The sequence below is a fragment of the Providencia sp. TYF-12 genome (assembly GCF_041344805.1).
Classification (GTDB): Bacteria; Pseudomonadota; Gammaproteobacteria; order Enterobacterales; family Enterobacteriaceae; genus Providencia; species Providencia huashanensis.
This window is the reverse complement of sequence record NZ_CP166833.1, coordinates 2141917-2161480: the sequence shown is the minus strand read 5'-3', so window position 1 is coordinate 2161480 and position 19564 is coordinate 2141917. Positions and strand designations below refer to the sequence as shown.

Here is a 19564-nt window from a genome sequence, read left to right as displayed (position 1 = left end):
ATGAGTTTAAGGTTTCTTTGGTGGCGAGAGCGGCTTGGAATTGTTAGACCGCTTGGGTTGATACCCTTTAACATTTGTATCGCTATCATTTAACTGCTTATCCAATTGTTCTCTGAATTGGTTGGGGTTCTTAAAGCCTTCGCTGCCCATGGCTTCCTCCATTTGGTTATTAACCGCCATAATCAATTTGTACTCGTATGGCTTCTTCATAAGTTGCATCACGCCAACCCGTCATCGTTTTGATATCATTACTTGGGCTATCAAGAGGATATCGTGAGCGCTTTATATCAACTTCTACTTGCAAGACAAGAAGGCCAGTCAGATTCTGACGTCTGAACTTAAAGCGCCCTGTCAGGCCTATTTCGTGGTTTCTATATCTTGGTAATGGCATATTAAGCAAACCCTGAGCTTTTACGCTGAATATCAGCCCGAATCTGTGTGATAGAAGACTGCAAATGACTAAACTCAGACTCAACCTGTTGTTTAAACTTTTCGAATTCTGACTGCTCACGAGAAATAACTTCACTTGTTCGGCTAATTTCAGCGGAAGATTTAAGGGTCACCTCGGCAGATGGTTGCTCACGGTTATCATTAATACCTGTGGTTATTTCAAACCGTGCTTTCTCTACACCCTTTTTAGCCCCCTCTTTTGCTGCTTGTAACACTACTTTCTCTAGAGTGCTATTCTCAATAAACACGTCATTAATAACCACTCTGCCAGCGACATTTGTAAACACGGGCTCTAAGCGCCCTATACCAAAATCCACTGTGAAGCCTTGCTTAGCTGGCTGCTTCATTCCCGTGCTAATCATCAGCCCTTCAATGCGCTTTAGCTGCGCTTCCAGCTTATCTAAGTCAGTGCTATCGACTGATATCTTTATAGATAGGGTGGCTATTTCTTTTTTATCTGACATAACTGTCTCCATAAATGAAAAAGCCACCAGTGATTAGCTGATGGCTGTTTATATGTTCGATTTGGTTTTATCTGTTTGTAGGTGTGTTACTAACAAACATTCATTCTTTACGATGCTTTTTATCCATGTAGACATGATAGATTTTCGACAAGCCATTCACAGACCAAATTGAAAGGATAACTATCACTGTTATAGGCCAAATCAGTGAAAAAAACATAGCCCAAATCAATGGTATCTTGTCAACTCGCTGATGAAACCGGAAGTAAACCATCAGCAGGAAGAAGCCCAATACAGCCCCTGCTTCCCAAATAAAAAGCTTATCCATTGCCTAATCCACCAAAATTAATGTTTTCTCCAGTCATTACATAATGGTGAGTTTAATTGACCCCATAGATTAAGCAAAATTTAATTTAGCTCAGCAGGAGAAAGCTCGCCCTCTTCAAACCATGCATTCACAGCACGACCATCCGCAGATAGGTAATGGACATAATACTGATTGGCATCATTTTGATATTCTGCACGGCCTTTAATATGACCCTCTTCACCACTGATGGTGACTTGTACAACCTGACCTAATTCGTGTTTAAACATAGTGTTTCCTTAGCCTGAAATATCTAAAAACAATAATTACATTACTGTGTGGCTTGCTGACCAAATCATAAGCAATTTTTACCTTTAATTAACAATACTTTGATTTATTTAACCTTGATTCATTATAATCCGCGCCTATTAAAAAAATGAGATGTATATCACCGCAGTAATCACACACAGCAATGCGGTGTTCAGCCCTGCCTTTGCTGGGCTTTTTTTTTTATTTTCATTCATTTAATTGACAATGATTTTTATCATAAAACCAACTAAACCTTTAAATAAAAATGTTTAATCAGACGTCTATCATTATCGTTCTTCTGGCCTTTATACTTAGTATATTTATTGCAATTAAATGCAGTTCGCTATGGACAGAATTAGAAGGGTTCATCCGTTTTTTTATTGGCTTATTAGCGATCATCTCCTCCTTGAATTTTGTTTTCTTTTTACAAACTATTATAGGTTGGGATTAGTGCAAGCACTCCGTTCTGATATAGTCCTGCAGATACAGGGTCTGCTTTTCGTTCTCAACTATCATTCCTCTGAGACGCCAATAATCTTGTTCAGCTGCTTCACTAAGTCTTGCGGAGCCCTCATTGCTTCCGCTTTCGGAGGTATTCGCTTCGGGTTTTGGACATTTAGCGTTGACGTACACGCGCTTAGTGCCATTGCTAACATCAATACGCAACCGGTCAATTTCAGCTTTTGCATTTGTGAGTTCCGTTGTGTGTTTGGTGTCGAGTTCGTGAAGGGAGTTAATGCGCTTTTCGTAGTCTGCGTTAATTTCTTTTTGCTCAGATAACTCATCAGTTAGTTGCTCAATTTTACTATTTGACTCATTTAATGAGGCTGTTAGCTTTTGATTTTTACTAACTTCCCAATTAAGCAGCCCACCAAGAGCAATAACACCGACTAACGCTATAGCTATCATTTTCCAGTTCACAGCAAACTCCACGCTTTTTCGAACGTAGCCTCACTGTATGGCTGATAACCCAATTCAACACCGACAATTGCCGTTGCTAATGCAATGCCTACTTTTTTATCGAGAGTGTTGATGTGGTCGTTAATACCAACACCAATTGAAGCGGCAGCGCGGTTGATGTAACCAGCCGTATTGTTCTCAACTGGTGGTGCATACTTGTTAATAATTGCGGCTACAGAATTCAATCCATATTTACGCTGATAAGTTTGCAGTAACTTATAAATAGCTCGAATGCCATACTCAGCAGATTGAAAACGACAGAAACGAGATTCAATGCTTGTGTCGTGAGGCAATTGCCCTTGCCATTTATTCGCTGGGTTATAATCAATGTTGCCCGGATTATTGTTGCGTTCACCGCGTGCTATTTTTCGTTGTTGGTTACTCATTTCTTCACCATAAAAGTAAAAGGCCGCTTAATGAGCAGCCAGATTGATTTGATTCGAGCGATTAATTTACTGAAAACGACAACCGACATGATATTTCCACCAACAGCGAATATGACGACAAAAAATACCCCACTAAACAATACATCTGACGATGCTGCTATACGCTCACCCGCCGCCGTTTGATAAATTTGATAAACCCAACAAACAAATAATACGGTGCCAATAATCGAATCTCGACGCTTAGCATAACGGCATAAAAACACCGTAATTGCTGAGGCGGACTTAAACAAAATATCAGCAGTCCCCAGTGGATGAGTATCTATCCAGCGGGCTATATCCGTAAAAATCGTTAAGAAGGCCTCCATCAGTTACCCCCTTTATTTCGCCAATCTTTAATGGCCTGTACGATACTGCTGAAGTTTCGGTCTATTGATGCTGCAATTCGGCTAAACAACTTTCTAAGGTTGTCTTTGTTTGCAGCAAGCACCAGAACGGGGATTAACAATGCCGAAATAATAATGGCTGTTATCTTAGGGCTAATTTCCCATTGCCACACCTGAGCAATAAAATCTGAGGCTTCTTTAGCAATGAGGATCCCCGCACCGAGCGCCAAAATAAAATGAAGTATCTTTCGTCGGTTATTATCTTTGGATGCAATGACGGAAACTGATGCGCCAATAACTGCCCCTAGCACAACGCCATAGTCGGCACCAATAAGGAAACCGCCCATCGCGCCACCGCCAGCAGCACCGAGGGTTATCCCTATTGATGTGCTCATAAATTATTTGTTCTCTTAACAGTTAATGAGAAGGTGTTTTACCTCTGCAGATAACTCGAACTGTATCGCCAGTTACTGTCGTAATGTAGGCATGGTCGGTTCTCTTGATATCAAATGCAGGTACACCGTCTTTTGTTGTGTATTCCAATCGAGCAACTATATCGGGATTATCGACTACTGGATAAAACTCCAGTCGGTACATTTTTCCCAAATAATGTGACTCTTCAACTTTGCGGCCATTACGTTCTGTCATTAATTTGAGTGCGTACATAATTACGTTCCTTATTTTTAGGCAACAAAAAAGGCCACCGAAGTGACCTTTAGTTAATTCACACTTGATAACTTAAGATGTATGGCATTCCCTGCTGCACCAATAACATCCATTTGCTGGGACATATCCTAAGCTTCTCGCCATCTGAACCGCAGCTGCGCAAGTATAGAAATCACCTAGAAGCTTTCTGTTCAAGATTGTAGGCATATGATTACACCCTTCTCTATGAACCTCATAATCACCCTGTGCATCTTTAGATGTGTGAACATAGTAATTCATGCATATCTCCTATTGTTGCGTACGCAAGGAGATAATACATAGAATAGAAAAATAATACTTAAGCTAAATTCACATTTCTCATATTTCAAGCCACCAGCTACAGAAGCTAGTGTGGCTTAATGAATTCAGTTGATATTTAGGTTAAGTTAGAGATTCAGCCCTATGTGACTTACCGAAGGGATGGCTGATTAACTTCGGTGTGAGGAAAGCATGTTTTATAAACTTTCAAATATCGGATATTTATTAAGCGCTGATACTAGTCATGAAATTAGCGTTCAGCTGCAAGGTAGTGATAACTCAACCTATAACTTCACTCTGAAACTAGGAGATAGAGATATAAACCAAATGACCATAAAAGAAATAAATGATTTAGCTATTCAGCACCTTAAAAATAACGTTATTAAGTGTCCTTAGAAATCATTTTATTTTGAAGTTCAAAACAATGGAAATTTAGCGAACCTAAAAAACTGCTCATTGCCGCTTGCATGTCAGTGAGCTGTTTTTCTAATGCTGTTACTCGTTCTTCTAGGCTTAAATTACCACTAGTGGTAATAATGCCTGAAAATTCACCTTCATTTTGATTGCTCATAGCTACCTCTCTTAAATAGAAAAAGGCCACGCAATGCGCAGCCCTTGGAATAATTTTTGGAATATTTTGTTGTTCGAAATGGTGTTGTGGAGGCATACGCTGAGAGTGTATGCATTCAGGTTCCCCATGGCGTGTGTGCTTCTATCCTGATAAGTACAGATAACCCATGCGAGTTAGCCAATCAGCCTTGGCATTCTCCACAATGAAAACCCTATTCGCTTTAATGCCGTTATGTGCAAGATAGAAGCTAGCAAATAGAGTTTTCATTATGTGAACTGAATCGCTTTTATATATTTACCTTAAGTCAACTTAGTGGTATAAAAACTCATCAAGCATTGTTGGTTCCATTTTATTGGCTTCCCAGTAATTTAATTTATGCCACCACCGAAAGGTGGTATTTTTTTGCCAAAAATAAAGCCCCACCGAAGTGGAGCCTTATTTATACATCGCACATATTATTCATAAACATTTTGTGATTTTTTTGGTAATTAAACAGTCTGACTGATGTTCGTCGAATTACCTTTGTTCAATAATAATAGACTAAAATTTAAACTTATCCTTTGATGATTGTCACAGTATGACCACTCACTTCTGATATCACTTTTTGTTATTTATGCTCTGCCGTTGAATGGTCGCACCGCTCACATACGCAACAATGGCGATTCAAGTATTGCTCGCCCTCAAATTTATCACTCAAAGCTATGCCATCTGGCAAAAGTGCCCACGCAACATAAAAACTATGAGGGCGCATTATCTCACCGGGTGAATAGTAAATTCCGATAAAGCAATCATCTTCATCTTTATCGACTTGAATATAGCCAATATGCCAACCATCGCACGGGTTAAGTACAATAACCTCTTTTCCGTCTAAATCTTCGGTTGGTAATTCGCTGCGGGTCTGAAAACTAATTCGGTAGGTATTTGCATTATTGAGCCCCAGAAAGCAAAAACCCCGCACAAATAAATGGCGAGGTTTCATTCTATAAGTTAGGTGACAACGTATTCACTCTTATCACAATAACATCGAATTTGCGTAGCGCACTAATACTTTTTTACTATCTATCGCTTTTACTTTGTTAATAACCTCAGAGTCCATTTCTAGGGTTACCCCCAGCATGGCTAAGCAGCCATCAACAAAACCTTCAGCAACTTGCATCATTTGCCGAATTCGCCCCTCGCTCATTTTCCATTCCTTGGCAATATTGCGTTTTGACACCCCATAAAGGTAATGCAAAACAATTAATTCTAGCTCTTCCTCTTTTCTTACCTGCCGTAGCTTCGCAATAACACTATCAATAATTATCCCATCATCATCACTACATGATTCTCTTGCTGGTTCTTTGTTTGCAATTAGACCTTTAAAGCCCGCAGCAATATGGGAATAATCGATTCCCGGATTATCACTCGTCCAACCTGCCCATTTTTGTAAGACCAACTGAATATCTCTCATGCAAAAAGTCTCCTGCGTTCCGCACAACGCATTAACCGAAAACACCCAGACCAATTGAACGGTCTAGGAATCGAAATAACAAAACCAACTGACTACCGTGTTCCCTTTCCCATCCGTTTGGATCCTTATGCAACTCGCTGTGGTGAATGCGACATAATGGAATAGTGAACAAATCATGGGCTTTTGTACCCATTCCACCTTGACCATGGCCGATTAGGTGATGTGCATCATCCGATGTGGCGCCACAAACACAACATGGTTGTGATTTAACCCACTTAAGGTATTCGTCGCTTGTCCAGCGTTTAAACTTTGGCTTTAACATCAAGCTGGCTGGTGGCTCGGGATCAATGGTTAAATTTAACACAGGTTTTGATACCTGTTCATCACCAACTACGCCGCTGAGGTATTGGTCAGAAAGAGAGATAAGGCCTGATGGTTTATGCTTTAGCTCCTCAGGTAAAGTCATGAGCAACATTCTTCCATTGAATGTATTTAAATGTGCTTCTGGTCTAAATATCACCGCACTAAGCTCAGGTATTAATATTGGAGTTAATATCCATTGGTGCCTCATGATATTTTCTCCAGTTCTGCATTGAGGGGCCTTATCTCAATTTCAAATCGACCACCTTTAACTACTTCACACCAAGTGATATCAACATGCTTAACTTGCTCATCGTCTTTCCAAATATTGGCATGGGTGATGGCGTCAAATGGTGCTTTTAGATAGTTATCAATATCCCTTCTGTGATAAGTGGGTGGGAACATCTTCACAATGACGGATACATTTTCAGTAATTACCCTAGGCCTTGGTCTTAATTGGGTATAAATAGCAGCTATTGCACTAGCCCGAAATGCACGCCCCTTTGCACTGATTAACGTTTTACCGTTGATATTCCGCCAGCAAGCATTAACACTTGGAGGGAATGGGAGTATTAATGTAATTGAAGAATTCATTTTGATACCACCTCATTCCATAATTTTACAGCTTCAGTTCTATCGTTTACTGCAGGGCTTTTTTTTCCGCAGCTATGACAATAAACATAAAACCAAGTGCGATATTCTAGGGTTTGAATGTGCAGATCTTCACTGCCGCATTTGCATTGATGGATTTCTGGCATTTTATTTTTCATCCAACCTTCCCCTCATGCTGAAGCTTTTTATTTTCAATAAACATTAAATCTGTTCTGGCGCTTCGCAATCTGGCTTTAGTGTTCTTTTCTTCCCTCAAAAGCCCATCGACTGATTTGCGCAGTTCGTCACGCTTATTTAATAATTCACTCATACCTCGGATTACTGACTCGGCATTATTCGCCCTAGCTAACAGAACATCAAAAGCCTCGACAACACAGCCACAATCGTTGCATTCAACTGTTCTATGCTCTTCATCGATAACTAGTGAATGATGCTTACAGTACATTTGCTGTCTGCTTTTTCTTCCCTTTACTTCCGTGTCGATAGTGGGAATTGCATCACTAGGCGCTTTGAATTGAATAACATTATCATCTGCACTCATGGCCTCACCCCCGCCAGTAACTGATCTAACTGTTTAAGTGATTGATTCCCCATATCGCCTACGTAAGCTTTTTCAACAACTTTAATGCCACACTCGAATTGAGGCTCAGGCTCACACTTCTTGATTTCGTCCACTTTTTTAGGCTCAGCTGGTGGCTGCGCTTTAAGCTTTTCTGCCCTCTTTGGTTTTTCCTTCTCCTCTAACTTTGTCTCCCACACTGCCTTTAGCTTTGTAATTGCATGGGGATCGATGCTGTATTGCTTTGACCTCTGTTTAGTTTTCCCTGCAGGGAAATTGCCGACATGTTTTATGCAGCCAATTTTTTCCAGCATTTCAAAAGTTCGGTGTGCAGCGGATGGTGAATAACTAGCAACATTTTTTAGGATCGCTGCATTTATTGTTTTAAATTCGCGTCCAATCCTAATGACTTCAATTCCTTGCGTGTATTGGTATTCAGTTATCATTTTATGCAGCCACCCTCTTCGCTAACCACCTAACTTGCTCTATGAATATTCTGCCTCGTTCCTCTAGATCCTCACGCTTGATATAATCAAATGGTTTGCCTGTCCATGACTTGTCAAAAACGACAATAGCGCCAGCAAAGAGTGCACCCGTTGGTTTCTGTTTTTCATCTGATGGGTTAAACCACGCAGGGAGCCCAAACCCAATACGACCGCGAATAAAGCAAACATGATCTGCATTTTCTGGCCACCAGCTTTCACTTGTTGCCGCTTTCAGAAGAAAAACATAGCGACCGCCTTTCTCTCTCATCGCAAAGGCGTGGTTCATTATGTGGCCAACACCCGTTATAGCCTGTTTTTCGTGATATGAACTGCGTGAATATGGTGGATTACCAAATGCAGCACCGCCAACTTCTTTTAGCTTTTCCGACCAATCTTGAGTTAAAGCATTATCTTCTGCAGTGTAGAAGTTAGGTGCCTTAGTATTTTTACCGTCAGTAAATAAATCGAGTTTGAATAACCCATATATCGAGCTGATACCCCAGTACAATTCATCGGGTGTACACCACTGATCCCCAATCTCACTAAGTTTATGTAGTGGTTTAGCTTTAAGCGCCTCGAGGCTTTGAATGTATTTATTCATCAGATAGCACCTCGCTGCTGGTGGGATTTAACATACTCGCGCATATGCTTATAACGCTGCTGAACTTGAAAATGGTCAGCATGATGGTTTAAGTGGCGAAACTTCCTGCAGGTCACTAAGTCACGACGGGATTGATTCCATCTGTTACGAAGCTTGCGAATCGTGCGCCATTTACGTATCTGTTTGAATATGGCAATCATGCCTAGTACGTCAACGCCATAGATTGTTTTAGTTTCACTACGCATCATGCTGTCACCTCTTTCGCTGCTAGCTCTGCTGCTTGTTGCCAAATACCTAACCATGCCTTGCGACCTACAAAATCCGACATGTTACGAACACCCTGTTTACCCGCTAATTCAGCTGCGATTTCCTCAATGCGGTTTTTAGGTGTTAGCCTTGAACCAATGATCCGTGTGTAAGCATTGTCACGTTCTACGGGGTCGATACTTACAGCAACTTCACCAGGCTTGAGCCATTTACCGTTAACACAGACGGGGCGACCAGCCTCATGCCATTTCTGAGCTTTTTCAAAGTACTCCATGCAGTTTTCAGGGCTAAATAATGTTTTCGGGCGTAGGTAATCACTCATTCTTGAGTCATTTAGCCACTTGGCTGTGATGTAGTCAGTCACCAGAATTAAATCATCTGAGGTGTAATTTTCAGCTAGACGGGCTCTGATATGGCCCATAGTTGTTTTACCATCGCGATAACTTGAGTTAGTGACCTTGTTGAAATGATCTAAAACAGCTTGCGCATGGTCGGGCTCAGCATGAGCCTGACAAAAAGAGTTACTCTCTGTTGTAATCTCTTGAGTATTCTCTGTAGTACTCTCTGTAAGATCAGGGCAATTTGCCCCGTTCGATGAGGTCATTTTGGTACTGTTCGAACGTTTCATTTTGCGCTTATCGATAAGGTCATTTTGACCTGTTCGAGAGGCTTCGGCTGAACTGTTCGATGAGTTCAATTTGACCTCATCGGATAACAACGCATGTTCATAATTTATAGAGTAATAATTTGTGCGGTCATGGGTGCGTTTATTGATTTGCTCAATATTTAATACACCCAACTTTTTTAAATTGTTAAATGCACGCTTAATTGTGGATTCGGAAAAATACGGGAATTGTTCACGCCATTCTTCAATAGTGTTATAAACCCAGCGCCTACCGTCATGATCAACACCTGACGAGGTTTCAGATAGCCAGTATTGAACTTGCTGAAGCAACAAAGCCTCATTCAAGCCCAAGCGAACCGCCAGCTCAGGTATAACAATTTGTGGGCGGGTTTTAAGGAGTAATAAGCTACTCATACAGCCACCTTACTTAACTTCTGTGTAATATTTTTTGAATTGTTCGAGGGGCTCAAAACAGGGGTGCTCATAGTCATCGAGCATGAAAACAACCCGTTGCCTTGGTTTGTCCCACTCAACAACATGGACAATACGGCCTCGCTTATCTCGGAAGTATCGATTAAGGTTTTTATGCTTTTCATTGCTCACTAACCTCTCTCCCACTGCGGAAATAGTATTTAGCCCAGCTATCTCTTAGGGCTTTGCTATCTACCAATTGTTGTTCAGTCTGGTAGTTGCCCGACTCGTCAGCTGACGTTATGATCTCTACATATTGAAACGGACCAGATTTTGATATTGGTAAGCAGCGAAATTGCTTTTTATGTTGAAATTGGTTTAAACTGCTCATGCTAGTTACTCCACACAAGTTGTTATTAGCACCCGACGCCTCGGACCGCATATCTGGGGCGTCAACCTTTCTAGTTATGCTCATCATAGTTTAATCCCATAAACACTTTCCAAAGAACCAACAAACCCAAGCGCATAAGCAAAGACTTTTTCCATCTTTCTGTAGATAGCCTTTGTTTCATCAGGTGTTAGAACGCCATCAGAAATACTGTCTTTGATTAAAACGCTTAAAGCCCCTTGCATTGCACCAAGGCGTATTTGAATATCAAATAACTCAACCGTATCTAAGCTCTCAGCTTCAATTTTTACTGCCGGTGTAATTCCGTGGCGTTCCATGTGATATTCCACCAGCAACTTAGTACCTGATAATTCCTCAATCGCTTCAAGTTCATCATTTTCAAAGAAACGACAGCCGTTTTTCTCATACAGCTTGTTATTGAAAGTGGTTTCAGAAATACCCAAAGCGCCAGCCATCGCAGAACGCCCACCAGGGAATGCCTTACACATCTCTTTCACAACTTCTTTTAATGTTTGTTTGCACATATCTACAATTCCGTTGTTTTGTTGGTAGTTAACTCAGTTAGTTGGTTTTGGTATCGTTTGCCTGTTCCAATTAGTTCATACAGATCTGGTCTTATTTCATGAGGTAAAACAGCATTGTTGGTGGCTTTCACAATAGACATAACCAACCTTGCGTCTACACCACCTCCATGAAGCCAACGCCAAACTGTAGGTTGGCTAACGCCGCATAAGTCAGCTAGTTTTTTTTGCCCCCCAGCAATATCAATTGCTTTTTGAATTGCTTCGTTTTTCATTTTTTAACCCTTTTAGTATTGTCGTGAGATAAATAATAGCAATGAGTATTAATTTATACAATAGCAATGAGAATTTGATTTTTAATACGCATGACTATAAATTCGCATTCATGAAAACGACACTGTCTGAACGCCTTCAAAAGGCTATGAAATATAGGGGCAATATGACTCAGGGTGCTTTAGCTGAAGCATCAGGTGTTGCTCAACCTACTATCTGGCGTTTAGTTAATGGAAAAGCTAAAGGCTCTGTTAAATTAGTTGATATAGCTAATGCTCTTGGCGTGAATGTTGATTGGTTGGCGAACGGCATTGGGGAAATGGAAGGGTCTAATAACGAGCAAAAATTTAGGCTAGATAAATCTCTTAATATTTCAGTTTGGGATGAGACTGGTGAGACTGACGATTTCGTTTTATCCCCCATGGGCAAGCCATTACCGTCTTACCGTGCATATGTCCTTAGTCGCAATACAGGGTGCGCTGAGGCACCTAACGGGAGTATCGCTATTGTAGATACTGAGATAACACCAGGAACGGGGGATCTGGTGATAGCGCAGGTCAACAATTCTATTTCTGTATATAAATTTTTAGATGGTGGTAGTCACGGCTTCCTGTCAGTTGATGATAATAGAGTGCCATTGATTGATTTATCCTCTGCACTATTTATCGGAGTAGTTGTCTTTCTTGTTCGTGATTTCAGGAGGTAGCTTGTTTTCTTTTTTTTACTAACAAGCACCTCTCTATACTCACCAACCCCATCTCTCACCAAAACTATCACCATCGTCTCATTCCTCTCGAATATAACATCGTAGCTTTTGGTTATTTACTGTGTATTTATACAGTAAATTGTTTTATACTTTATATTCTCAAGTAAAATTTGCAAGAATTATTCTATAAAAATTCTAATAGCCTTTCGTATTATTATAAAAATAAAAAAATAATTCTTTTAATTTCAATTAAATACAATCTATCTTAAAATAAATAAAATATACTTATTGCTATAATTAATACTCATTGCTATATTTATTCCATCAAGACAATTACTAGGTGGATATCATGCAAACCAATTCAAATGAACCAATCGTTACTTTTAGTGTGCCAATGTCGCAGGATGATGTACGCGAGTGGATACTGGAAAAAGCCAAACAAATTAACAATCTGCAAAAACTACGTAACGAGCGTGATGAGCTGCAATCTAAACTCGAAAAGCTCGACGAAGAAATTGCAGAGTGCATGGATATGTGTGCAGTTACTGTTAGTGCTTAACTGAATTCAATTGTGTGGAGTACTTAGTATGGGAATGCTTATTTTAACTCGTCGAGTCGGTGAAACTTTAATGATTGGTGATGATATTAAAGTGACTGTTTTAGGTGTCAAAGGTACCCAAGTGCGGATCGGTATCGAAGCCCCAAAAGATGTTGGCGTACATCGACAAGAGATTTATAACGCTATTCAAGAAGAAATTAAAAACGCCACTGCTAGTAATAAGTGACCCTTGTAGTTTTTGGCGGTATCGCACCGCCCTTTTTCATAATACATAAGGCCACTGACTTTATGTCAGTCCATACTAGGTAATATATCTTTATATATTGTCAGTGGTCTTATTTATTGTGTGGAGTTAATTATATTTGAGGAAAAAACAAATGAAACGTTTTCCAATTACTAGCTGTGTTATTTTTAAAGCTGAATTACCCAGCGCTGACGTTTTAGAAAGTCATTTAAAAGAATTACCCTTTGTTGATATTTTAGAGTCACATTCTATTAGCTATGGTTTTATTCCGAATAAAATTACAGGTGAGTTAGTTACGCCAATTGAAGGTGGTTATATTATTACTTTTCGTATTGATGAAAAGATACTTCCTAAAGCTGCCATTGCATTTGAGGTTAATAGACGCATTGAAAAATTGAAAGAGCAAGGCGCTAATGACTTAAATGAAGCAGAAGTAAAGCGAATAGCTATAGAGGAAATGCTTAAAGTTGCTTTAACTAAAACAAAAATCATCACCGCCCTTTATCACGTTAAAAAAGGTTTTCTTATTGTATCGAGCACTCGCAAACCAGAGCACCAAGCGCTTGTTAGATGCTTAATTAAGGTTTGTGGTTCGGTAAAAACAGAAACAATCCATGTTGATGATGCTAAGAACGGTATAACAACTCGCCTGATTAACTACATAAACAATGAACCACCAGCAGACTGCTTTGGCGGGAAGTTATATCCTTGCAACTTCTACTTGCTGCAAAGAAAAGTAGAGAAAAAATTAGAGTCTGTTAAATACGACGCTGAACTGCACTATGTCCAACGCGAATTAAGTGAGAGTCTATCAAATGGATTTCGTGTCAGCCTATTGGAATTATCAACCCTAGATATTGTCTTTAAATTAAGTGATAACTTCGAATTCAAGGGAATAAAACCAATTAGTGAAGTTGACTGTGATGGTGATAGAGTTTTCCGTCATCGGCATGTTAATTCTTTATTTATGTTTTATATGATAGACACCATTGAGTTATTAATTGAATTATTAAAATACAAAGAAAAAACAGAGTAACTATTTAACCAACACCAAGGAATTTAATTCTCTTTATTAAGAGACGGAATCTTATTATCTAAATTTTGTGTGGAGTATTAATTATGTCTAAAGAACTAACATTAAGTGAATTATTAACTCAGCGTTGTGTTGAGTTTGCAAATAGCGAACAAGCAGTAGAAATTATTGATAAAGGCATCACTAAATTATTTACCAGTGTTGTTGATGATGCCTTTCGTTCCTATGGAGATTTCGGTAAGGCTTTTAATAAGGCAATGGAGGGTGCATTACCTGCGAATATAGAGGATGTGGTTGATTTGAAAAAATACAACACGCTGGTTGCTGAAAAAATGCGTAACTCTTGGGAAAACTCAGGAATCGAAACCGACTTACAGGAAAAGGTTGCCGCTTTAGTAAAAGATTTCACAAGTGACGAAGAGTGCCCTAAATACATTAAAGCTTCTGATCTATGGGAGGCATTTATCAAAGACAACACTAGCGATGCCATGGAAAGTGGCTGGGATTCTCCACAGGTATTTTTTGATGATGAACGTGACGGATCTATTTTTGTTAGCTTGCACCCAGATGAGGCCACATCTTCATATAGCTCAATAAGAGAAAGCGAATGTGATTATAGATTCCATCTAGGTGATGTCCGAGTTGATGGTTATGGAAGTGAATTACTTTTGCATGAAGGTCATAAAGTGTATGAGCTGTTTAGTGGCAAAGTGAAAGGTAAAGTTTTAGGGAAAAACATAATAAAACCATACTCCACTTTCGATAAATTAATTTTGAACCTCTATTACGGCGGCAGCTTATTAGTTTGGGATGAATCACCAGAAGATATTTGTTATAGCAATGGTTGGGATTAATGAGGGTATAAATTATGCAACTTAGCCAAATTAATTTAATTTCCGCTATTTCTAATGAAATAGAAAAACAAATACCCGGCATACCTGCTGAACCTCGTTATATGAATGCCATTATTAGGGCTGCAACATTGGTTTGTGAAGAATTCAAAAAGCCGCTTGTTAAAGCTTCTGAAGATATGGGGCTTGCTGCATGGCTTGCTAGTGATGATGTAGGGGCGAGTTCAAGATATATGGCTTCCGTTCTTTCTGGTCAGTTTAGCGCTCCAAATCATTACCCTTTGGATGGTGCCGATTTAGGCCGCTGCATTAGATTGCTGGTGGCTGTACCTGAATTAGTAAGCCAATTACATGAAATGAAAGCATGTTCACCTCAGTGGTCAGCTGTTATCGATAATTGGGATAAATGGAAAGAGCTTTACGATGCTGGTGAAGGTACAAAACTTTATCAAGAAATGAAATTAACTTACAAATCATTAAGGGGCTTGCCATGAAAACTCTACATGGACGCTGCATTCGTCGCTGTAAATTACAATTCAATCGGTTATTTGCCAAAATGAATTAAAAAAATACCGCCATGACGGAGGCGGTAAGGGAATCTTGATGAGTAATTTAATTGTAATAATAAGTATCAGCTTTTTAACATAGTTAATGAATATAAATCAATATCGAGTGTTTAATAAACCAGACCTGGTAATAAAAAAATTGCCGACACGGATTGGGCGGCAAATTGTGTAGGGATATTTATAGTTTCTTTGTGTAAGCAATTTAAGCATAGTGAACAATATTAATTTAACAAGGAAGTTAGATAAAAAAATGCCGACACATGGGATGATCGGCAAGAGATACACATAAAACTCATTACTAAGGTCGGCTCTATCGCAAAGAGCCAACTAGAGAATACATCTAAAATAAAAAACGCATAAGTGTATTTTTAGTGAAATATTTTGCTCGATAGGATTAAATTTAGATAATGAAGAGATATGAAGGGATGGATAGATTTAATAGACGATATTACGAATGGGTATATCGCTAAACATTTTGAAAACACTGACTGAGGTCACACTAATCACAGTTTAAAGGATACCCAACTAATATCTTATATGTTCGGGCGGATTTTTTATTTCAATCCGTAAAACAATGCTAAAAGTATCAGAACTGAAAGCATGATTATAGCCAAAGCACCAATGAGACAGCTAATGCCTCTAAATAGACAAGATGCCACATCAACCCAGGTTGTATTTTTTCTATTACGTCTCATTTTAGCCTCCTTGGCACAAGTTACTAAATTAAATAACTGAAATTTAATATACACCCCATAGATAAGGACTAGCAATGAAATATAAACACTTAATGGTAGATCTAGAAGGAATGAGCACACATAACAATGCAGCCATTGTTTCTATTGGTGCAGTCGCTTTTGAACCTTCAACTGGTGAGATTGGGCCTACATTTTACCAAGTTGTCGATTTAAGAAGTTGCGAGCGTGCAGGTCTTCATATCGATGCTGATACCGTCCTTTGGTGGATAAAGCAAAACGCTGAAGCTAGATCGGAAATTGTTGGTGTTAGTTATGAGTTAGAAGAATCACTAGCCGACCTAAATCTTTTTGCCGAGAGAGTTCTGACTGATGATGTTCAGGTGTGGGGTAATGGCGTTGATTTTGACAATGTTATTTTGCGTAACGCATATGATGCTGTCGGTTTAGATCCGTTCTGGAAACATTGGAACAATCGCTGTGTTAGAACAATTGTAGAGCTAGGCCATAATGCTGGTATTGATCCTAAGCGTACGCTCGAATTTGAAGGAGAACAACACAATGCATTAGCTGATGCAATCCATCAGGCTAAATATGTGTCTATTATCCACCAGCATTTAATCAAACCAGTTAACGACGATATTTAATTTTTAAGTCTGTATGCGGCAGGTGTGTGGAGGTAGTTATGCAAATGCTAACTTTAGAGGAATGGGCCAATGATCGCTATCGCAGCCGCCCACCTCGGCTGGGAACATTACAACGCTATGCAAGAAACGGCTTGTTTTATCCACCAGCACAAAAAGAAGGCGGTATTTGGCGCGTGAGAGAGGATGCCGATCTAGTCGGTAATTTGACATCACCGGATATCAAAAAGAATGATAATCCGAAATTGCAAAGGATTTTAAGCGATGGCTGCCCGACCACGTAAAAATAATGTCAGTATTCCTAACCTTTATCCACTGTTCAGTAGAAAAGCGAATAAGGTTTACTGGCGTTATCGTCACCCCATAACTGGAAAATATCACGCCCTCGGTGACAATGAAGCCGAGGCGCGAGAAATTGCCCTTGAAGCCAATAGTCGCTTAGCTGAACAGCGCAGCCGACAAGTCATGGCGATCAGCGATAGAGTGGCAAGAATTAAAGGAAAAGAAATTACTGTTAATACTTGGCTAGATCGCTATTGGGTAATACAAGATGAGCGATTAGCTGATGGTGACATAAAACCAAATACACATAAACAAAAAAGAAAACCTGTTGAATTAATGCGGCACTCATTAGCAATGAAACCTTTACCCGCTGTTGATGCGAGAGATATCGCATCAATACTCGATGAATATAAATCTAATGGCCAGCATCGCATGGCTCAGGTTATTCGCTCAGTGTTAATTGATGTATTCAAAGAAGCACAGCATGCTGGTGAAGTTCCACCAGGATATAACCCTGCTCTTGCAACTAAACAACCTAAAAGACGAATTACTCGCCAGCGCCTCAATTTAGAAGAGTGGCAAAAAATATTTGAAGTAGCGGATAAACAACATAAGTATTTAGGTAACGCGATGCTACTGGCAATAATTACCGGACAACGACTAGGCGATATTTCAGCAATGAAATTTAGCGATATCTGGGATGACCACTTGCATGTAACGCAAGAAAAGACAGGAAGTAAATTAGCTATTCCACTAGCGTTAAGATCTGATGCGTTGAATATGTCTTTGCGTGATGTTGTTTCTAGATGTCGCGATCGCGTTGTGAGTCAGTATTTAATTCATTATTTCCATACAACATCACAAGCAGAAAGAGGCGCTCAAGTTACAGCAAATACACTAACCACAAACTTTAAAAAAGCGCGAAATAAAACTGATATTGACTGGGGAGAAGGAACACCTGCTTCTTTCCACGAGCAGCGATCTTTGTCTGAAAGACTGTATAGGGATCAGGGTATCAACACTAAAGATTTACTGGGACATAAGTCGCAAAAAATGACCGATAAATATAATGATGACCGAGGTAAAGATTGGGTAAAAGTTGTTATTTAAGGCTCTAAATGTAGGTGGGTTTTGATAATTCGTTTTGATAACTTTTTGATAACCGTTTCAAGTGTGATAATAAAAAACGGGAACTATTAAGCTCCCGTTATTAATCACAACACGTAATAAATTACATGTGTTTGATGATTGCGTCGCCGAACTCGCTACATTTCAGTAATTTAGCGCCATCTAACTGACGTTCGAAGTCATACGTTACAGTCTTAGCTTCAATTGCGCCTTCCATACCTTTAACGATTAGGTCAGCCGCTTCAGTCCAACCCATGTGGCGTAACATCATTTCAGCAGAAAGAATGATAGACCCTGGGTTTACTTTATCTTGACCCGCATATTTTGGTGCAGTACCGTGTGTTGCTTCGAATAATGCACATTCAGAACCAATGTTTGCTCCTGGCGCGATCCCGATACCACCAACTTGAGCAGCTAATGCATCAGAAATATAGTCACCATTCAGGTTCATACAAGCAATAACATCATATTCTGCTGGACGCAGTAAGATTTGCTGCAAGAAAGCATCTGCAATCACATCTTTAACGATAATATCTTTACCGTTTTTAGGGTTTTTAATTTTAACCCATGGGCCGCCATCTAATAATTCACCGCCGAATTCTTCTAGTGCTAATTGGTAACCCCAATCTTTAAATGCACCTTCAGTGAACTTCATAATGTTACCTTTATGAACTAAGGTCACTGAATCACGGTCATTATCAATTGCATATTCAATCGCTGCACGCACTAAACGTTTTGTTCCTTCTTCTGAACAAGGTTTGATGCCAATACCGCAGTCTTGTGGGAAACGGATTTTCGTTACACCCATTTCATCTTTTAGGAATTTGATAACTTTATCAGCTTCTGCTGAACCTGCTTTCCACTCAATACCTGCATAGATATCTTCGGAGTTTTCACGGAAGATAACCATATCAGTCAGTTCAGGTTGCTTAACAGGGCTAGGCGTTCCTTTGTAATAACGAACTGGACGCAAACAGATATACAGATCAAGTTGCTGACGTAGAGCAACGTTCAGTGAACGAATACCACCACCAACTGGAGTTGTTAAAGGACCTTTAATTGAAACACGGTAATCACGGATTAAATCGAGGGTTTCTTCTGGTAACCAAACATCTTTACCATAAATTTGTGTAGATTTTTCACCGGTGTAAATTTCCATCCACGAAATTTTGCGCTCACCGTTGTAGGCTTTTTTAACTGCCGCATCAACCACTTTTAACATTGCGGGTGTCACATCAACACCAATACCATCACCTTCAATGTAAGGGATAATTGGATTGTTCGGAACGTTCAGTTTGCCTTTTGCATCAATGGTAATTTTAGCGCCTTCTGCCGGAACTACTACTTTGCTTTCCATTAACCTCTCCTTTCACTTGCGTATTTTGCTTGTTAATTTTTTGTAAGAGACGTGTCAATACTACTTCAATCTGCGTCGAACGCCAATGATTACTCATCTAAGCTTCAATGCGGATCGCATTTAACGTACTGCTCAATCCTAT

General features: G+C 39.6%; 36 protein-coding genes. 10 read left to right on the top strand and 26 right to left on the bottom strand.

The window, feature by feature from the left end:
* Positions 1 to 6: 6 nt before the first annotated feature.
* The 10 genes from ABE954_RS09695 to ABE954_RS09650 all read right to left on the bottom strand — a co-directional run bounded on the left by ABE954_RS09695 (position 7) and on the right by ABE954_RS09650 (position 3919).
* Entirely contained in the window at positions 7 to 150 is a 144-nt protein-coding gene (locus ABE954_RS09695; protein WP_210814723.1) for a hypothetical protein, read from the bottom strand.
* Between the two features lie 19 nt (positions 151 to 169).
* Positions 170 to 391 (bottom strand): hypothetical protein, encoded by a 222-nt coding sequence (locus ABE954_RS09690; RefSeq protein WP_210814724.1) that lies wholly within the window; start codon positions 389 to 391, stop codon positions 170 to 172.
* 1 nt (position 392) lies between these two features.
* On the bottom strand, positions 393 to 914 hold the full coding sequence (locus ABE954_RS09685; protein WP_210814725.1) for a hypothetical protein: 522 nt from the start codon (positions 912 to 914) through the stop codon (positions 393 to 395).
* Positions 915 to 1014: 100 nt separating this feature from the next.
* Complete coding sequence (locus ABE954_RS09680) at positions 1015 to 1239, bottom strand: hypothetical protein (RefSeq protein ID WP_210814726.1); 225 nt, start codon at positions 1237 to 1239, stop codon at positions 1015 to 1017.
* An 80-nt stretch (positions 1240 to 1319) separates the two neighbouring features.
* Positions 1320 to 1505 (bottom strand): hypothetical protein, encoded by a 186-nt coding sequence (locus tag ABE954_RS09675; protein WP_210814727.1) that lies wholly within the window; start codon positions 1503 to 1505, stop codon positions 1320 to 1322.
* Between the two features lie 466 nt (positions 1506 to 1971).
* A complete protein-coding gene (locus ABE954_RS09670) occupies positions 1972 to 2445 on the bottom strand; it encodes a lysis protein (protein WP_371025871.1) in 474 nt (157 codons plus the stop codon).
* On the bottom strand, positions 2442 to 2870 hold the full coding sequence (locus ABE954_RS09665) for a structural protein (RefSeq protein WP_371025870.1): 429 nt from the start codon (positions 2868 to 2870) through the stop codon (positions 2442 to 2444). Before ABE954_RS09665 ends, ABE954_RS09670 begins: the two co-directional genes overlap by 4 nt.
* Positions 2867 to 3235, bottom strand: coding sequence for a hypothetical protein (locus ABE954_RS09660; RefSeq protein WP_371025869.1), 369 nt, complete (start codon positions 3233 to 3235; stop codon positions 2867 to 2869). Before ABE954_RS09660 ends, ABE954_RS09665 begins: the two co-directional genes overlap by 4 nt.
* Positions 3235 to 3648, bottom strand: coding sequence for a putative holin (locus ABE954_RS09655; protein WP_125892324.1), 414 nt, complete (start codon positions 3646 to 3648; stop codon positions 3235 to 3237). The genes ABE954_RS09660 and ABE954_RS09655 overlap by 1 nt, the downstream gene beginning before the upstream one ends.
* Positions 3649 to 3670: 22 nt before the next feature.
* Positions 3671 to 3919, bottom strand: a complete 249-nt coding sequence (locus tag ABE954_RS09650) for a hypothetical protein (protein WP_110591881.1) — start codon at positions 3917 to 3919, stop codon at positions 3671 to 3673.
* 489 nt (positions 3920 to 4408) lie between these two features.
* On the opposite strand from ABE954_RS09650, the gene ABE954_RS09645 reads away from it, so the two are divergent.
* Positions 4409 to 4612, top strand: a complete 204-nt coding sequence (locus ABE954_RS09645; protein WP_272517713.1) for a hypothetical protein — start codon at positions 4409 to 4411, stop codon at positions 4610 to 4612.
* On the opposite strand, the gene ABE954_RS09640 is transcribed toward ABE954_RS09645, so the two are convergent.
* The 15 genes from ABE954_RS09640 to ABE954_RS09570 all read right to left on the bottom strand — a co-directional run bounded on the left by ABE954_RS09640 (position 4599) and on the right by ABE954_RS09570 (position 11362).
* Positions 4599 to 4787 carry a hypothetical protein gene (locus tag ABE954_RS09640; protein ID WP_272693842.1) on the bottom strand — a complete coding sequence of 63 codons (189 nt, stop codon included), beginning with the start codon at positions 4785 to 4787 and terminating at the stop codon, positions 4599 to 4601. The genes ABE954_RS09645 and ABE954_RS09640 overlap by 14 nt on opposite strands.
* 607 nt (positions 4788 to 5394) lie before the next feature.
* Complete coding sequence (locus ABE954_RS09635) at positions 5395 to 5766, bottom strand: hypothetical protein (protein WP_226694055.1); 372 nt, start codon at positions 5764 to 5766, stop codon at positions 5395 to 5397.
* A 33-nt stretch (positions 5767 to 5799) separates the two neighbouring features.
* Positions 5800 to 6237 carry an antiterminator Q family protein gene (locus ABE954_RS09630; protein ID WP_164528394.1) on the bottom strand — a complete coding sequence of 146 codons (438 nt, stop codon included), beginning with the start codon at positions 6235 to 6237 and terminating at the stop codon, positions 5800 to 5802.
* A 31-nt stretch (positions 6238 to 6268) separates the two neighbouring features.
* A complete protein-coding gene (locus ABE954_RS09625; RefSeq protein WP_217008389.1) occupies positions 6269 to 6808 on the bottom strand; it encodes a DUF968 domain-containing protein in 540 nt (179 codons plus the stop codon).
* Positions 6805 to 7191 carry a RusA family crossover junction endodeoxyribonuclease gene (locus ABE954_RS09620; RefSeq protein ID WP_164528392.1) on the bottom strand — a complete coding sequence of 129 codons (387 nt, stop codon included), beginning with the start codon at positions 7189 to 7191 and terminating at the stop codon, positions 6805 to 6807. Before ABE954_RS09620 ends, ABE954_RS09625 begins: the two co-directional genes overlap by 4 nt.
* Positions 7188 to 7367 carry a hypothetical protein gene (locus ABE954_RS09615; RefSeq protein ID WP_164528391.1) on the bottom strand — a complete coding sequence of 60 codons (180 nt, stop codon included), beginning with the start codon at positions 7365 to 7367 and terminating at the stop codon, positions 7188 to 7190. The genes ABE954_RS09620 and ABE954_RS09615 overlap by 4 nt, the downstream gene beginning before the upstream one ends.
* Positions 7364 to 7750: a hypothetical protein gene (locus ABE954_RS09610; RefSeq protein ID WP_096863812.1), complete on the bottom strand. Its 387-nt coding sequence runs from the start codon at positions 7748 to 7750 to the stop codon at positions 7364 to 7366. The genes ABE954_RS09615 and ABE954_RS09610 overlap by 4 nt, the downstream gene beginning before the upstream one ends.
* A complete protein-coding gene (locus tag ABE954_RS09605; protein WP_217008495.1) occupies positions 7747 to 8214 on the bottom strand; it encodes a hypothetical protein in 468 nt (155 codons plus the stop codon). Before ABE954_RS09605 ends, ABE954_RS09610 begins: the two co-directional genes overlap by 4 nt.
* A gap of 1 nt (position 8215) precedes the next feature.
* A complete protein-coding gene (locus ABE954_RS09600) occupies positions 8216 to 8854 on the bottom strand; it encodes a phage N-6-adenine-methyltransferase (protein ID WP_226694077.1) in 639 nt (212 codons plus the stop codon).
* Positions 8854 to 9099 (bottom strand): hypothetical protein, encoded by a 246-nt coding sequence (locus ABE954_RS09595; protein ID WP_094962346.1) that lies wholly within the window; start codon positions 9097 to 9099, stop codon positions 8854 to 8856. Before ABE954_RS09595 ends, ABE954_RS09600 begins: the two co-directional genes overlap by 1 nt.
* Complete coding sequence (locus tag ABE954_RS09590; RefSeq protein ID WP_110591889.1) at positions 9099 to 10160, bottom strand: conserved phage C-terminal domain-containing protein; 1062 nt, start codon at positions 10158 to 10160, stop codon at positions 9099 to 9101. Before ABE954_RS09590 ends, ABE954_RS09595 begins: the two co-directional genes overlap by 1 nt.
* A 9-nt stretch (positions 10161 to 10169) precedes the next feature.
* Positions 10170 to 10349 carry a DUF4222 domain-containing protein gene (locus tag ABE954_RS09585; RefSeq protein WP_071548505.1) on the bottom strand — a complete coding sequence of 60 codons (180 nt, stop codon included), beginning with the start codon at positions 10347 to 10349 and terminating at the stop codon, positions 10170 to 10172.
* Positions 10339 to 10548 (bottom strand): hypothetical protein, encoded by a 210-nt coding sequence (locus ABE954_RS09580; RefSeq protein WP_371025868.1) that lies wholly within the window; start codon positions 10546 to 10548, stop codon positions 10339 to 10341. Before ABE954_RS09580 ends, ABE954_RS09585 begins: the two co-directional genes overlap by 11 nt.
* A gap of 83 nt (positions 10549 to 10631) precedes the next feature.
* Positions 10632 to 11090 carry a YmfL family putative regulatory protein gene (locus ABE954_RS09575; protein WP_371025867.1) on the bottom strand — a complete coding sequence of 153 codons (459 nt, stop codon included), beginning with the start codon at positions 11088 to 11090 and terminating at the stop codon, positions 10632 to 10634.
* Positions 11091 to 11092: 2 nt separating this feature from the next.
* The gene (locus ABE954_RS09570) at positions 11093 to 11362 is read right to left on the bottom strand and encodes a helix-turn-helix domain-containing protein (protein ID WP_371025866.1); all 270 of its coding nucleotides are present in this window, start codon (positions 11360 to 11362) and stop codon (positions 11093 to 11095) included.
* A 164-nt stretch (positions 11363 to 11526) separates the two neighbouring features.
* Here ABE954_RS09570 and ABE954_RS09565 point away from each other — a divergent pair, with 164 nt between their 5' ends.
* The 9 genes from ABE954_RS09565 to ABE954_RS09525 all read left to right on the top strand — a co-directional run bounded on the left by ABE954_RS09565 (position 11527) and on the right by ABE954_RS09525 (position 18047).
* Entirely contained in the window at positions 11527 to 12066 is a 540-nt protein-coding gene (locus ABE954_RS09565; protein WP_229597461.1) for a helix-turn-helix domain-containing protein, read from the top strand.
* 349 nt (positions 12067 to 12415) lie between these two features.
* The gene (locus ABE954_RS09560; RefSeq protein ID WP_094962334.1) at positions 12416 to 12625 is read left to right on the top strand and encodes a hypothetical protein; all 210 of its coding nucleotides are present in this window, start codon (positions 12416 to 12418) and stop codon (positions 12623 to 12625) included.
* 34 nt (positions 12626 to 12659) lie between these two features.
* Entirely contained in the window at positions 12660 to 12851 is a 192-nt protein-coding gene (gene csrA / locus ABE954_RS09555; RefSeq protein WP_226693410.1) for a carbon storage regulator CsrA, read from the top strand.
* A 151-nt stretch (positions 12852 to 13002) separates the two neighbouring features.
* A complete protein-coding gene (rdgC, locus tag ABE954_RS09550; protein WP_371025865.1) occupies positions 13003 to 13905 on the top strand; it encodes a recombination-associated protein RdgC in 903 nt (300 codons plus the stop codon).
* 83 nt (positions 13906 to 13988) lie between these two features.
* Entirely contained in the window at positions 13989 to 14756 is a 768-nt protein-coding gene (locus ABE954_RS09545) for a hypothetical protein (RefSeq protein ID WP_371025864.1), read from the top strand.
* 14 nt (positions 14757 to 14770) lie between these two features.
* Complete coding sequence (locus ABE954_RS09540) at positions 14771 to 15247, top strand: hypothetical protein (RefSeq protein WP_371025863.1); 477 nt, start codon at positions 14771 to 14773, stop codon at positions 15245 to 15247.
* An 877-nt stretch (positions 15248 to 16124) separates the two neighbouring features.
* On the top strand, positions 16125 to 16658 hold the full coding sequence (locus tag ABE954_RS09535) for a 3'-5' exonuclease (protein ID WP_371025862.1): 534 nt from the start codon (positions 16125 to 16127) through the stop codon (positions 16656 to 16658).
* 38 nt (positions 16659 to 16696) lie between these two features.
* On the top strand, positions 16697 to 16939 hold the full coding sequence (locus tag ABE954_RS09530) for an excisionase (protein WP_112308304.1): 243 nt from the start codon (positions 16697 to 16699) through the stop codon (positions 16937 to 16939).
* Positions 16920 to 18047 (top strand): site-specific integrase, encoded by a 1128-nt coding sequence (locus ABE954_RS09525; protein ID WP_112308303.1) that lies wholly within the window; start codon positions 16920 to 16922, stop codon positions 18045 to 18047. The genes ABE954_RS09530 and ABE954_RS09525 overlap by 20 nt, the downstream gene beginning before the upstream one ends.
* Before the next feature lie 121 nt (positions 18048 to 18168).
* On the opposite strand, the gene icd is transcribed toward ABE954_RS09525, so the two are convergent.
* Entirely contained in the window at positions 18169 to 19422 is a 1254-nt protein-coding gene (gene icd / locus ABE954_RS09520; protein ID WP_371025861.1) for an NADP-dependent isocitrate dehydrogenase, read from the bottom strand.
* Positions 19423 to 19564 lie beyond the last annotated feature (142 nt).

What these genes read in the sequence shown, in the direction of transcription:
- ABE954_RS09525 (WP_112308303.1), top strand. Translation starts at nt 16,920, where the DNA reads ATGGCTGCCCGACCACGTAAAAATAATGTCAGTATTCCTAACCTTTAT.
- icd (WP_371025861.1), bottom strand. Translation starts at nt 19,422, where the DNA reads ATGGAAAGCAAAGTAGTAGTTCCGGCAGAAGGCGCTAAAATTACCATT.
- ABE954_RS09545 (WP_371025864.1), top strand. Translation starts at nt 13,989, where the DNA reads ATGTCTAAAGAACTAACATTAAGTGAATTATTAACTCAGCGTTGTGTT.
- ABE954_RS09605 (WP_217008495.1), bottom strand. Translation starts at nt 8,214, where the DNA reads ATGATAACTGAATACCAATACACGCAAGGAATTGAAGTCATTAGGATT.
- ABE954_RS09655 (WP_125892324.1), bottom strand. Translation starts at nt 3,648, where the DNA reads ATGAGCACATCAATAGGGATAACCCTCGGTGCTGCTGGCGGTGGCGCG.
- ABE954_RS09570 (WP_371025866.1), bottom strand. Translation starts at nt 11,362, where the DNA reads ATGAAAAACGAAGCAATTCAAAAAGCAATTGATATTGCTGGGGGGCAA.
- ABE954_RS09675 (WP_210814727.1), bottom strand. Translation starts at nt 1,505, where the DNA reads ATGTTTAAACACGAATTAGGTCAGGTTGTACAAGTCACCATCAGTGGT.
- ABE954_RS09580 (WP_371025868.1), bottom strand. Translation starts at nt 10,548, where the DNA reads ATGAGCAGTTTAAACCAATTTCAACATAAAAAGCAATTTCGCTGCTTA.
- ABE954_RS09560 (WP_094962334.1), top strand. Translation starts at nt 12,416, where the DNA reads ATGCAAACCAATTCAAATGAACCAATCGTTACTTTTAGTGTGCCAATG.
- ABE954_RS09625 (WP_217008389.1), bottom strand. Translation starts at nt 6,808, where the DNA reads ATGAGGCACCAATGGATATTAACTCCAATATTAATACCTGAGCTTAGT.
- ABE954_RS09650 (WP_110591881.1), bottom strand. Translation starts at nt 3,919, where the DNA reads ATGTACGCACTCAAATTAATGACAGAACGTAATGGCCGCAAAGTTGAA.
- ABE954_RS09690 (WP_210814724.1), bottom strand. Translation starts at nt 391, where the DNA reads ATGCCATTACCAAGATATAGAAACCACGAAATAGGCCTGACAGGGCGC.
- ABE954_RS09615 (WP_164528391.1), bottom strand. Translation starts at nt 7,367, where the DNA reads ATGAAAAATAAAATGCCAGAAATCCATCAATGCAAATGCGGCAGTGAA.
- ABE954_RS09680 (WP_210814726.1), bottom strand. Translation starts at nt 1,239, where the DNA reads ATGGATAAGCTTTTTATTTGGGAAGCAGGGGCTGTATTGGGCTTCTTC.
- ABE954_RS09610 (WP_096863812.1), bottom strand. Translation starts at nt 7,750, where the DNA reads ATGAGTGCAGATGATAATGTTATTCAATTCAAAGCGCCTAGTGATGCA.
- csrA (WP_226693410.1), top strand. Translation starts at nt 12,660, where the DNA reads ATGCTTATTTTAACTCGTCGAGTCGGTGAAACTTTAATGATTGGTGAT.
- ABE954_RS09535 (WP_371025862.1), top strand. Translation starts at nt 16,125, where the DNA reads ATGAGCACACATAACAATGCAGCCATTGTTTCTATTGGTGCAGTCGCT.
- ABE954_RS09695 (WP_210814723.1), bottom strand. Translation starts at nt 150, where the DNA reads ATGGGCAGCGAAGGCTTTAAGAACCCCAACCAATTCAGAGAACAATTG.
- ABE954_RS09590 (WP_110591889.1), bottom strand. Translation starts at nt 10,160, where the DNA reads ATGAGTAGCTTATTACTCCTTAAAACCCGCCCACAAATTGTTATACCT.
- rdgC (WP_371025865.1), top strand. Translation starts at nt 13,003, where the DNA reads ATGAAACGTTTTCCAATTACTAGCTGTGTTATTTTTAAAGCTGAATTA.
- ABE954_RS09635 (WP_226694055.1), bottom strand. Translation starts at nt 5,766, where the DNA reads ATGAAACCTCGCCATTTATTTGTGCGGGGTTTTTGCTTTCTGGGGCTC.
- ABE954_RS09665 (WP_371025870.1), bottom strand. Translation starts at nt 2,870, where the DNA reads ATGAGTAACCAACAACGAAAAATAGCACGCGGTGAACGCAACAATAAT.
- ABE954_RS09620 (WP_164528392.1), bottom strand. Translation starts at nt 7,191, where the DNA reads ATGAATTCTTCAATTACATTAATACTCCCATTCCCTCCAAGTGTTAAT.
- ABE954_RS09565 (WP_229597461.1), top strand. Translation starts at nt 11,527, where the DNA reads ATGACTCAGGGTGCTTTAGCTGAAGCATCAGGTGTTGCTCAACCTACT.
- ABE954_RS09645 (WP_272517713.1), top strand. Translation starts at nt 4,409, where the DNA reads ATGTTTTATAAACTTTCAAATATCGGATATTTATTAAGCGCTGATACT.
- ABE954_RS09660 (WP_371025869.1), bottom strand. Translation starts at nt 3,235, where the DNA reads ATGGAGGCCTTCTTAACGATTTTTACGGATATAGCCCGCTGGATAGAT.
- ABE954_RS09630 (WP_164528394.1), bottom strand. Translation starts at nt 6,237, where the DNA reads ATGAGAGATATTCAGTTGGTCTTACAAAAATGGGCAGGTTGGACGAGT.
- ABE954_RS09530 (WP_112308304.1), top strand. Translation starts at nt 16,697, where the DNA reads ATGCAAATGCTAACTTTAGAGGAATGGGCCAATGATCGCTATCGCAGC.
- ABE954_RS09640 (WP_272693842.1), bottom strand. Translation starts at nt 4,787, where the DNA reads ATGAGCAATCAAAATGAAGGTGAATTTTCAGGCATTATTACCACTAGT.
- ABE954_RS09595 (WP_094962346.1), bottom strand. Translation starts at nt 9,099, where the DNA reads ATGCGTAGTGAAACTAAAACAATCTATGGCGTTGACGTACTAGGCATG.
- ABE954_RS09540 (WP_371025863.1), top strand. Translation starts at nt 14,771, where the DNA reads ATGCAACTTAGCCAAATTAATTTAATTTCCGCTATTTCTAATGAAATA.
- ABE954_RS09600 (WP_226694077.1), bottom strand. Translation starts at nt 8,854, where the DNA reads ATGAATAAATACATTCAAAGCCTCGAGGCGCTTAAAGCTAAACCACTA.
- ABE954_RS09575 (WP_371025867.1), bottom strand. Translation starts at nt 11,090, where the DNA reads ATGTGCAAACAAACATTAAAAGAAGTTGTGAAAGAGATGTGTAAGGCA.
- ABE954_RS09685 (WP_210814725.1), bottom strand. Translation starts at nt 914, where the DNA reads ATGTCAGATAAAAAAGAAATAGCCACCCTATCTATAAAGATATCAGTC.